The sequence below is a fragment of the Prevotella illustrans genome (genome assembly GCF_017426725.1).
Lineage (GTDB): Bacteria > Bacteroidota > Bacteroidia > Bacteroidales > Bacteroidaceae > Prevotella > Prevotella illustrans.
On record NZ_JAERMS010000059.1, the window covers coordinates 1 to 10,553 of the forward strand.

General features: G+C 38.9%; 9 protein-coding genes and 2 tRNA genes. 7 read left to right on the top strand and 4 right to left on the bottom strand.

All coding sequences use genetic code 11. The features are described 5' to 3' along the window. Nucleotides 1-175: 175 nt before the first annotated feature. From JHU38_RS11670 to JHU38_RS11685, 4 genes are all read right to left on the bottom strand, one after another. Nucleotides 176-1,093 carry a glucosaminidase domain-containing protein gene (locus JHU38_RS11670; protein ID WP_107583138.1) on the bottom strand — a complete coding sequence of 306 codons (918 nt, stop codon included), beginning with the start codon at nt 1,091-1,093 and terminating at the stop codon, nt 176-178. A 120-nt stretch (nt 1,094-1,213) separates the two neighbouring features. Continuing rightward, nucleotides 1,214-1,669, bottom strand: a complete 456-nt coding sequence (locus JHU38_RS11675) for a DUF4293 domain-containing protein (protein WP_107582570.1) — start codon at nt 1,667-1,669, stop codon at nt 1,214-1,216. Between the two features lie 5 nt (nt 1,670-1,674). Next, the gene (locus JHU38_RS11680) at nt 1,675-2,007 is read right to left on the bottom strand and encodes a DNA-directed RNA polymerase subunit omega (protein ID WP_107582569.1); all 333 of its coding nucleotides are present in this window, start codon (nt 2,005-2,007) and stop codon (nt 1,675-1,677) included. 22 nt (nt 2,008-2,029) lie between these two features. After that, nucleotides 2,030-2,887: an outer membrane protein assembly factor BamD gene (locus JHU38_RS11685; RefSeq protein WP_107582568.1), complete on the bottom strand. Its 858-nt coding sequence runs from the start codon at nt 2,885-2,887 to the stop codon at nt 2,030-2,032. A gap of 142 nt (nt 2,888-3,029) precedes the next feature. On the opposite strand from JHU38_RS11685, the gene uvrB reads away from it, so the two are divergent. The 7 genes from uvrB to JHU38_RS11720 all read left to right on the top strand — a co-directional run bounded on the left by uvrB (nt 3,030) and on the right by JHU38_RS11720 (nt 10,367). Beyond that, entirely contained in the window at nt 3,030-5,060 is a 2,031-nt protein-coding gene (uvrB, locus tag JHU38_RS11690; protein ID WP_107582567.1) for an excinuclease ABC subunit UvrB, read from the top strand. A 136-nt stretch (nt 5,061-5,196) separates the two neighbouring features. Continuing rightward, entirely contained in the window at nt 5,197-6,009 is an 813-nt protein-coding gene (locus JHU38_RS11695) for a DUF4468 domain-containing protein (protein WP_232369959.1), read from the top strand. Nucleotides 6,010-6,260: 251 nt separating this feature from the next. Beyond that, nucleotides 6,261-8,570, top strand: coding sequence for a putative porin (locus tag JHU38_RS11700; protein ID WP_107582565.1), 2,310 nt, complete (start codon nt 6,261-6,263; stop codon nt 8,568-8,570). Between the two features lie 2 nt (nt 8,571-8,572). After that, nucleotides 8,573-9,505 (top strand): 1,4-dihydroxy-2-naphthoate octaprenyltransferase, encoded by a 933-nt coding sequence (gene menA / locus JHU38_RS11705; protein WP_107582564.1) that lies wholly within the window; start codon nt 8,573-8,575, stop codon nt 9,503-9,505. A 9-nt stretch (nt 9,506-9,514) separates the two neighbouring features. Next, nucleotides 9,515-10,150, top strand: a complete 636-nt coding sequence (locus JHU38_RS11710) for an HD domain-containing protein (RefSeq protein WP_107582563.1) — start codon at nt 9,515-9,517, stop codon at nt 10,148-10,150. 39 nt (nt 10,151-10,189) lie between these two features. Further along, a tRNA-Thr gene (locus JHU38_RS11715) sits at nt 10,190-10,262 on the top strand. A 32-nt stretch (nt 10,263-10,294) separates the two neighbouring features. Next, a tRNA-Gly gene (locus JHU38_RS11720) sits at nt 10,295-10,367 on the top strand. Nucleotides 10,368-10,553: the final 186 nt, after the last annotated feature.

Sequence of the window (10,553 nt, forward strand, 5' to 3'; positions counted from 1 at the left end):
TTTTGATGGTATATGTAAAGATAATTCAGGGTGCGGTAGATATCATCGATACTTGCAAACCTGTCCCCACTAATTTTCTACTGCCCCCATAATATGGATTGGGAATGCAAAGAAATTAATGGTAGAAAATTAACGACAGGCACTACTACAGGCAAAACATTTTTGTAAACGGTAATTAATATACACGCAATGCTTCACCCACTCGTATTTCGTAATCGGGTGACAGATGATTCATTTTATATAAGCTCTTCAGCCGAATACCATAGAATTGGGCTATCGAGTACATGCTTTCTCCTGCTTTAACAATGTGAGGCCTGTGTTTATAAATTTTCTCCGCATGCCTTTGTTTCTTTTTCAGATAGATTGTTTCACCAACCTGCAATGCGTCATCTTTGCCACGCTCATTATACTTAGCTATTTTCTTGTATGAAATGCCAATTTCTTTACCAATAGCCTTAAAGGTATCACCCGGCCTAACCTTAATACAATAATTTTTATTATAAATGGAAATGGGATGAAGAAGCTGCCCGCTGCCGACAGGTTTATCTACAGCGGAATGATATGCCAAAAACTTATCATAGTGTGTTGCCTCATCGTATTGGTAAAGTCGATACAGCTGAATAATCTCTATAAGACGATCTGCATAACGGGGATTGGTGGCATAGCCACACGCTTTAAGACCATTAGCCCATCCTTTATAATCACGGCGATCCAACTGAAATAGTCTGGCATAGCGCTGTTGCCCGGATAAAAACTTACTGTGATCTTCAAAGCTCTCTAAGACATTATCATAAGCACGGAAGCACTCGCCCTGCTCATCATCATGATGATAGACAGTGCGCCCGGTCCAGCCATGACATTTAATGCCAAAATGATTATTTCCTTTTAGGGATAATTCACTTCTTCCTGCCGCACTTTCAAACAATCCCTGGGCCAATGTTATGCTGGCCGGGATATTATAGCGGAGCATTTCCTGGATTGCCAAATCTTTATATTGATCTATATAAGACTGATACACAGAGTTCCAGCGTAGCTGTGCAGAAGTGTTGAATCCACAATAAAAGAAAATAAAAAGAATCGCAAACTTTTTCATAAGAATTAGGTACTTACTATCAAAAGTAAATATCAAGTGTATCGTTGTAGCAAAGCTTGTATGAATGAGAGCTATAAAGAAAGTGAGAAAGGCCAAGAAACCATAAAGAGTATGGACAGACTATCTAATTCTGTCCATACTCTTTATTAATTTCTCATCGGCCAAAACACCCTTGCGAGCCATGAAAGTAAAAATCAACGAAACCAAAGGCAGACATACGTTGAAATTCATTTTGAAATCGCCACCGGAATTCATGCTATGCGTCAATATGAACACCAAATAGCCATACCATGCCATATATAAGCACATACCCAATACACAGAGTTTGGCTTGAAGCACGCGTCTCTTGAACTGAAATACGGCAAAGACAGACAATATTATGTTGACAGATAATAATGTAAAAAGCGGGCTGGCCACCAAATCAATGGTTCCTTGCGCGTCTCTAATACCTATATTGAAAAGCACCGGAGCAACTCCCATGCCTTGAGGAACGAGCTTCCCCAATGGCAAGAAAAGACTGACGATATTAATGATGACAGCTATAAAAAGATATAATGTTTGTTTCCGCTGAATCATCTCAATTAATTTTCTTCTATCTCCTTTGAAGGATCACGCCAATATATATTACCATCAATAAACTCTTGAGTTGCCAAAAGAGTTGGCTTTGGCAATTTTTCATAATAGCGTGAAATCTCGATTTGCTCGCGATTCTCAAAAACTTCTTCTAAAGAATCATTGTACGAAGCGAATTCGGCCAGTTTCTTATTCAAATCCTGTTTGATTTCCAATGAAATCTGATTACTACGTTTGGCTATAATAGCAACACTCTCATAAATATTACCCGTCTCTTCACAGAGATCCATGATATTACGCGTCACGGTGTTAACTTGAGCTTTAGACTTTTTGTAATCCATAATTTTATATTGAGTTTTTAATTTATTTGTTTATTGATTGATTGTCAGCATTCTGTTCTCCTGTCACACTCTTGCATTTGGCGATATACTTTTCTGCCGTTGGACGCAACTTGGAATCAGGATATTGATTGATAAATCCATAGCATTCATCTTCTGCGTCTTGATACCGCTGCAGCTTCTTCGCTTCAACGCTCTGCCGCGCCAATTCGTATTTACTCTTCATAATAAGCGCAGAAAATTCTTCACGCTTATCCGTATAGGGATAATCCTTTAACGCATTTTGAGCCGTAACGATACAAGCCTCAAAATTATTCCCTCCTTCTGTGCAATTACCGAAATATGGGCCAAGGTCATAATACAGACGAGCAGTATGAAGTTCCTTCTCAACGAGTTTTTCCTGCAACTCAAACAAATGCTGCTGTGCTTCTTTCTTGAGTCTTGCATCGGGATAAGCGTCAAGATACTCTTGAAAGGCAGAAATGGCGCTTACGGTTTCGGATTGATCCAAACGCGGCTCAGGGGTACTTAAATATAGGCTTTGTCCTTCAAAATAGCGAGCCATTTCCGCGTAAACACCTCGAGGATAAGACTGGTAATAACGTTTAAAAGTCTGAGCAGCCGTTTCGTAATCTCTATTATAATAGTTCGCCATAGCTAACATATAAAGACTTTCCTGGGCATTCTCAGTACCTTTTTCTACAGTAATTAATTCGGACAAAAGCGTTATCGCATTGGTATATTTGCCTTTCGCAAAACATTCCTTGGCAAATTCATAACGATAACTATTATCGGAAGACTTGTAAACATGATTGAATTCATGCGCACAACTACTCAATAAGAAAACACTTAGAGTGATTGAAAAGACTGTTGTTTTCTTCATCTAAATTTACATTTTTGAGTTGCAAAGTTAATTATAATTCCATGATTTACAAAGCCTCGACAACTAATTTATGCAAAAACGGAATCCTTATTTAGATAAATATATGCTTTTTTAGTAATTTTGCAATCCTAAATATGCGGCAATGGATTTTAAACTGACTTCAAAATTTTCTCCTACAGGCGATCAGCCACAAGCTATCCGGCAACTGACCGAGGGTATTGAAAACGGGGATTTCGCGCAAGTTTTGTTGGGGGTGACAGGCTCAGGCAAAACATACACAATGGCCAATGTCATCGCAAATGTAAACAAACCAACACTCATTCTTAGCCATAACAAGACATTGGCAGCTCAACTGTATGAAGAAATGAAGAATTTCTTCCCGGACAACGCGGTCGAGTATTATGTTTCATATTATGACTATTATCAGCCAGAAGCCTATCTTCCCGCAACCGACGTTTACATAGAAAAAGACTTGGCTATCAACGAAGAAATAGACAAATTGCGATTAGGGGCAGTATCAGCTTTACTGTCGGGACGAAAAGATGTTATCGTCGTCTCGTCCGTATCCTGTATTTATGGCATGGGCGGACCTATAGCCATGCAGTCCAGTATTATCAGCATTAAGGTTAATGATAAAACGGATAGAAATATTTTCTTAAGGCGTTTGGTAGAAGCCTTGTATACAAGAAATGATATAGAATTGAAACGTGGAAACTTCCGCGTAAAAGGAGACACTGTTGATATATTCATGGCTTACAGTGACCACATTCTCAGAGTTACATGGTGGGATGAAGAAATCGATTCGATAGAAGAAATAGACTCTGTTACATTTAAAAGACTTGCTACATTTGAAGAATATAAGATATACCCTGCCAATCTGTTTGTGACCTCAAAAGAACAAACAGAGAGCGCAATATACCACATCCAAGACGACTTAACAGCCCGGATTGATTACTTCAATGAACAGCATGATCCCATTAAAGCTCAAAGAATTAAGGAACGGGTCGAATACGATATGGAGATGATTAAAGAACTTGGACATTGTTCCGGTATAGAAAACTATTCCAGGTACTTCGACGGACGACAAGCCGGTGACCGGCCATACTGCCTGCTTGATTTTTTTCCCAAAGATTATTTGATGATAATTGATGAAAGTCATGTCAGTGTGCCACAAATCAACGCCATGTATGGTGGTGACCGGGCCAGGAAGCGAAACTTAGTAGAATACGGTTTCCGTCTACCCGCTGCCTTTGATAACCGTCCACTAAAATTTGACGAATTCCATAATTTAATCCATCAGATTATTTATGTCAGCGCAACACCGGCAGACTATGAACTAAACGAATCAGAAGGAGTTATTGTAGAACAAATTATTCGCCCCACAGGACTACTTGATCCGGAAATAGAAGTCCGCCCCAGCGACAACCAGATTGATGATTTGCTGGATGAAATCATCACACGAACAGAAAAAGGAGAAAGAACCCTTGTCACAACCTTGACCAAACGAATGGCGGAGGAACTTACAGAATACCTACTTAATCATAATGTTAAAGCGAACTATATTCATAGTGATGTAGCCACGCTCGATCGTGTAAAAATCATGAATGAGCTGAGAGCGGGAGTTTTTGACGTTCTTGTAGGTGTAAATTTGTTAAGGGAGGGACTTGATTTGCCGGAAGTTTCTCTTGTTGCCATTCTCGACGCAGACAAAGAAGGCTTCCTACGTTCCCATCGGAGCCTGACTCAAACGGCGGGCAGAGCCGCAAGAAATGTCAATGGGAAAGTTATCATGTATGCAGACACGATCACTGAAAGCATGCAAAAGACAATTGATGAAACGTCAAGAAGGCGCGTTATCCAAATGCAATACAATGAAAGCCATGGCTTAAAACCCAAGCAGATCGTAAAAGCTGTTAGCAATATTCTACCTACCACTCAAACAGGTAATCCTATTCAAACGGGTCGAAAAACCAGCCAAGTATATATAGAACCAGAATTTGGCGCATTTGCAGCAGATCCGATTGTGAGACGAATGACACGTCCCGAACTTGAAAAGAGTATTGCCAACACAACAGAATTGATGAAAGAAGCAGCCCGTAATTTAGACTTCCTACAAGCAGCACAATATCGCGACGAGCTTGCAAGGCTAAAAGAGCAATTAGAACTAAAATAGGCTTGAACATCGCTCAATAACTTCTGACAATTCCGCCTCCCACTGAAAGGATGTTAAATTATACAATTATAATCAGACTATTGTCGACGGTAACACTTTTATTTCGTAATTTTGTTCAACAAGATAAGTTATAATTATGTTCACAAAACAGACCATCAAATTGTATATTACATTATTCATGGCCATAATTTTGCCGGGATCATTATGTGCTCAAAGTAATAAAAGAACCTTGGAAGAAGCTCAGAAAAAACTCGAAAAGGCTCAAAAAGAATTGGAAAAAGCCCAAAAAGAGATGGCAGAAGCAGAGAAATCCGACAAAAGCAAAGAGACTTTAAAGTTGGATTCTACCGCTACAGGCTGGACTCTTCCACCTTCGTCCAAAAAGACACATGAAACAACAAAAACAGTTTTACGCAATGACAATAGCATAGACAACGACAAAAAATACCTTGCCGGCGCTGTTCCAACGACCCCTGATGGAAAAGTGAGATTCACTTTAAAACTGCAAATCCCTAATCGCACTGCTAAAGAGATATATAATACTGTATATAATCAACTTACAGTTTTAACAGAAGGGGAAAATCAGTTTGATGAAAGTTCAATTGCGCTTGTCAATCCCCAGAATCATGTAATAGCAGCCAAGTTTAAAGAATGGTTGGTTTTTAGTAATAATTTCTTATCGCTTGACAGAGCCATCTTTAATTATACAATTATCGCAAAATGTGAAGACGGGAATTTAAATGTAACTTTAGAACGTATCTCTTACGAATATGAGACAGATCGGCCATCCGGATTTAAGGCCAAGGCAGAAGATATAATTACTGACAAAGAAGCGCTCAATAAAAAAGGTAATAAGTTGAATCGTCTGACTGCCAAATTCAGACGCAAGACTATTGACAGGAAAGATCAGATATTTGACACTATCAAAGTAGCTTTTAAAAATCAATGACGCAAAAGAATAAACAGGATCATTTGGGCTACGCCGTAAGGCCCAAACATCGTTTGAGAAATACGGATCACAAAGGTAATGTTATATTTAAAATACGCAATATACTTAATATCATATTTATTGTGACCGCTATTGTCGGAGCCTGCCTATATACCATGTCATCTTATCAAAGTATAGGTAGTTTTGTTTTGATATTTGCTGTCACGGTTAAAATCACTGAAGTTTCTCTGCGCATTTTCCATAAATAAATAATGAAGACGATAGCCTCTATTTTGACATTATTATTTGTTGTCTTGCCATTACAAGCACAAATAGATGATAGTCAATACAACCAAATGGACCCCTCGGGCAATATATCGAGACGCAATTCTAACAAAACGGATTCATTAGGCTCTGACAAAGAAATCCCGAAAGGAATCAAGGTTTGGACAATAGACAAACGATTTGGTGAAAGAAAAGCCGCTTTACCCGATACTATTTCGCACATGTTTATGAATAGTATATTCACTTCGGAATTACGAGGCGAATATAATACGACAGGAAACCTGGGATCACCCAGATTGAATAGGATATTCATAGATCGGAATAGCGAGAATCAATTCCTTTTTGTAAATCCATTGGATTTTTTTGTAACACCTGTAGATGAATTCCATTTTACGAATACATTATCCCCTATTACAAATCTTACTTATGACAATTCCGGCGACAAGACAAACGGGGATGATCATTTCATCGCTAAATTTGGCGTAAACGCAGGTAAAAGAATTGGCGTAGGCTTTAAGTTTGACTACTTATACGCACGAGGATATTATCAAAATCAAAGCACATCACACTTTAATTATAGTCTCTACGGATCGTATATAGGCGACCGGTATCAAGCGCACCTGCTATTTTCAACAAATCACCAGAAGATTGCGGAGAATGGAGGTCTGGCAAATGATGATTACATAACTCATCCTGAAAGTTTTTCAGATAGCTATTCAACAAACGAAATTCCAACGATTTTACAACGCAATTGGAATAGAAATGATAATCTACATTTTTTTTTCAACCACAAATATAGTATAGGCTTCAACCGAAAAGTTCCTATGACTGCTGACGAAATCAAAGCAAAGAAATTTGCCATGGCGTCAGCTGAAGAAAATAAGAGGAAAAACGAAAACTCCGCAACAGATACAGAACGAGGAAAAGGTAAAAAGGCCGAAAAACGAGCTATGGGACGTCCGGAAGATGCTTCTATCGCGGGTATCGATCCTCCAATAAATACAGGAAAAGACGAACGCATACAATTGACAAAATCTGCGGCAGACAGCCTGTTAAGTGTTCAAAATAAAGAGAGTAAAGATACGTCATGGATAAAAAATGAATTTGTCCCTGTGACAAGTTTCATTCACACCTTCAATTTTGACAACTATCGCCGTATATACGAGGCTTATCAGACACCGGAAAACTTCTATGCCAATACCTATAAAGTAGAAGAGAAGCTCTCAGGAGATTCCATATACGATAAAACCACCCACTACCATTTATCAAACGTATTTGCCATCTCACTGCTTGAAGGTTTCAATAAATGGGCCAAGGCGGGCCTTAAAGGTTTTGTTACTTGGGACTTAAAGCACTTCAATCTTCCTGATTCAGTAGGTATTAGCTCATATACCGAAAACGGCATCAATATAGGAGGGCAACTCTGTAAGGCCCAAGGTAAGTTTTTACACTATCTGGCAACGGTAGAAGCGACTGTAGCCGGTCCAAATTCAGGTGATTTAAAGATTGACGCAAACGCAGATATTAATTTTAGTTTGTTTGGCGATACGTTATCGCTTATAGGAGATGCGTTCATACACAGAGTTAAACCTGCGTTTTATTTCCGCCATTACCATGGTCGCCACTTTTGGTGGGATAACGACAATATGGAAAGAATTACTCATACGAGAATCCAAGGTGTACTTTCGTATACAAAAACGAGAACGAAACTAAGGATTGCTGTCGATAATATCAATAATTATACTTACCTTGCTCAAAGCTATCTAACCGAGGGAGAGAGGCATACAAAGACTGATGTAACAGTTAGACAAGGTAGTAAACCGATAAACCTGTTTACGGCTCAATTAATACAGGACTTCAAAATCGGGCCGTTTAATTGGGAAAACGTAATTACTTATCAAAAAACCAGTGATCAGAGCCAACTTCCCGTACCTGATCTAAATCTGTATTCAAACTTATATTTAAGGTTTAAGATTGCCAAGGTTCTTAATTGTGATTTTGGCGCAGATGTCAGATATTTCACGAATTACTATGCTCCTGACTATAGTCCGGCATTGGGGCAATTCGCTGTGCAGACAAACTCCGCAACGGATAATGGTGCGGACACCCGTATAAAAATAGGTAATTACCCCTTGGTTAATGTTTATGCTAATTTTCATCTCAAACATACGCGCTTCTTTGTCATGTATAGCCATGTAAATGCGGGGATGGGCGATAAACGTTATTTCTCGACACCGCACTATGCGCTAAATGAGAGAATCTTTCGTCTTGGTCTAAGCTGGAATTTCTTTAATTAATTATGAGCGACCAAGAAATAAAAACTAATTCTATACAGGCGTGGATAAAAGCCATACGTCCAAAAACTCTTTCCGGGGCAGCTGTTCCTGTTATGATAGGAACAGCAATGGCTCTGAAAAACAGCAATGGCTCTAATTTTCAGGCCGTTGCGGCTATATTATGTTTCATTTTTGCTTTTATTATGCAAATTGACGCGAATTTGATAAACGACTATTTCGATTTCAAACGTGGCAATGACAATGATACCAGGCTCGGACCGCCCAGAGCATGCGCAGAAGGCTGGATAACCTTAACCGCAATGAAATCCGCTATCATATTTACGACACTTTTCGCTTGTTTGATGGGGCTTCCCCTTATTTATTATGGAGGATGGCAAATGGTATTTGTTGGAATTTGCTGTATTATCTTTTGCTTTTTATATACTACGAAACTATCATATTTAGGACTTGGCGACATCCTCGTTCTAATATTTTTCGGCGTAATTCCAATCTGCATGACCTACTATATTGTACTACCCAAAGAGCAACAAACGATAACAGGTCAGGTCTTCCTTCTTTCATTGGCATGCGGCTTTATTATTGATACATTATTATTAATCAACAACTTTAGAGACAGAGATAATGATGTAGCTTCCAAGAAGTTTACACTGATAACGAGAGTTGGCGCAAAGATTGGGATTAAACTATATCTGCTTGCGGGAATAATAGGAATTATTCTTGTGATAATCGCTTTTACGCTTTCTCCCACCACGCCGCAAAGAGAACTGATCGCCATTATTATTGTCAGTCTCCCATATCTTTTTTTACACTACTGCACATACAAAAAAATGGGAGAAATCTGGCAGGGAAAAGAGCTAAACATCATTTTAGGAAAAACCGCGAAAAATATGCTCATCTTTGGAATAATGTGTTCAATAGCCCTATTCATTCTTTAGTTTTGTGTTATGCAAGAACAGGTAAATTTAGATCTCATGGAGTTTGTTGAAAAAAACATTCTCCCACGATACAATAAGTTTGGCCGAAGTCATGGCATTGAACATGTAACGAGGGTCATCCGAAACTCACTTACTTTAGCACGTCAGGTTGGTGCAAACATAGATATGGCTTATGTCATTGCGGCTTATCATGATCTGGGAATGGATGGGCCGAGGGCGATTCATCACATTACAGGGGGCAAAATTCTATATTCTGATGCCCGTCTCAAAAAATGGTTTTCTAACGATCAAATTCTCATTATGAAAACAGCTGTAGAGGACCATCGAGCCAACTGTAGCCATTCGCCAAGATCTATCTATGGTAAAATTATTGCAGAAGCAGATCGCGATTTAGAACCAGACATCGTATTTAAAAGAGCGATTCTATATGGGATAGAGCATAATCCCACACAAACGAAAGAACAACAGTGGGAAAGGTTTAAAAAGCATATGGATGAAAAATACTCTGTAAATGGATATATCCGTCTCTGGATACGGCATTCTCAAAACGAACATAATCTGATAAAGATCAGAGAGATTATTATTGATAAAGACGCGCTAAGAGCTGAATTCGATAAAATATATAATAAAGAATTTGGTATTTAAATAAAAATAAAGTATCTTTGCACCGCAATTTAAAATCTTGCCGATATGGCTCAGTTGGTAGAGCAATTCATTCGTAATGAATAGGTCCCGGGTTCGAGTCCCGGTATCGGCTCATTCTCTCACACAATTTAATTTATTGATTCTGCGGTATTAGCTCAGTTGGCAGAGCGTTGGCTTCCCAAGCCGAAGGTCACGGGTTCGACCCCCGCATACCGCTCACTTTTTGATAATTAATAAATTAACAGACACAACTTACTCCGTGATTTTGTTAGAAAAAATTGCCTGATTTTAACACTTCTACAACACGTCATCCGGCTGTCGGCATGGCGAAAAAATCCTTTACTTTATCGATTTTTATACCCTTTTATGCCCAAAGCTATCCTTTTATCGGCTCAAAGCACAG

What these genes read in the sequence shown, in the direction of transcription:
- JHU38_RS11670 (WP_107583138.1), bottom strand. Translation starts at nt 1,093, where the DNA reads ATGAAAAAGTTTGCGATTCTTTTTATTTTCTTTTATTGTGGATTCAAC.
- JHU38_RS11675 (WP_107582570.1), bottom strand. Translation starts at nt 1,669, where the DNA reads ATGATTCAGCGGAAACAAACATTATATCTTTTTATAGCTGTCATCATT.
- JHU38_RS11680 (WP_107582569.1), bottom strand. Translation starts at nt 2,007, where the DNA reads ATGGATTACAAAAAGTCTAAAGCTCAAGTTAACACCGTGACGCGTAAT.
- JHU38_RS11685 (WP_107582568.1), bottom strand. Translation starts at nt 2,887, where the DNA reads ATGAAGAAAACAACAGTCTTTTCAATCACTCTAAGTGTTTTCTTATTG.
- uvrB (WP_107582567.1), top strand. Translation starts at nt 3,030, where the DNA reads ATGGATTTTAAACTGACTTCAAAATTTTCTCCTACAGGCGATCAGCCA.
- JHU38_RS11695 (WP_232369959.1), top strand. Translation starts at nt 5,197, where the DNA reads ATGTTCACAAAACAGACCATCAAATTGTATATTACATTATTCATGGCC.
- JHU38_RS11700 (WP_107582565.1), top strand. Translation starts at nt 6,261, where the DNA reads ATGAAGACGATAGCCTCTATTTTGACATTATTATTTGTTGTCTTGCCA.
- menA (WP_107582564.1), top strand. Translation starts at nt 8,573, where the DNA reads ATGAGCGACCAAGAAATAAAAACTAATTCTATACAGGCGTGGATAAAA.
- JHU38_RS11710 (WP_107582563.1), top strand. Translation starts at nt 9,515, where the DNA reads ATGCAAGAACAGGTAAATTTAGATCTCATGGAGTTTGTTGAAAAAAAC.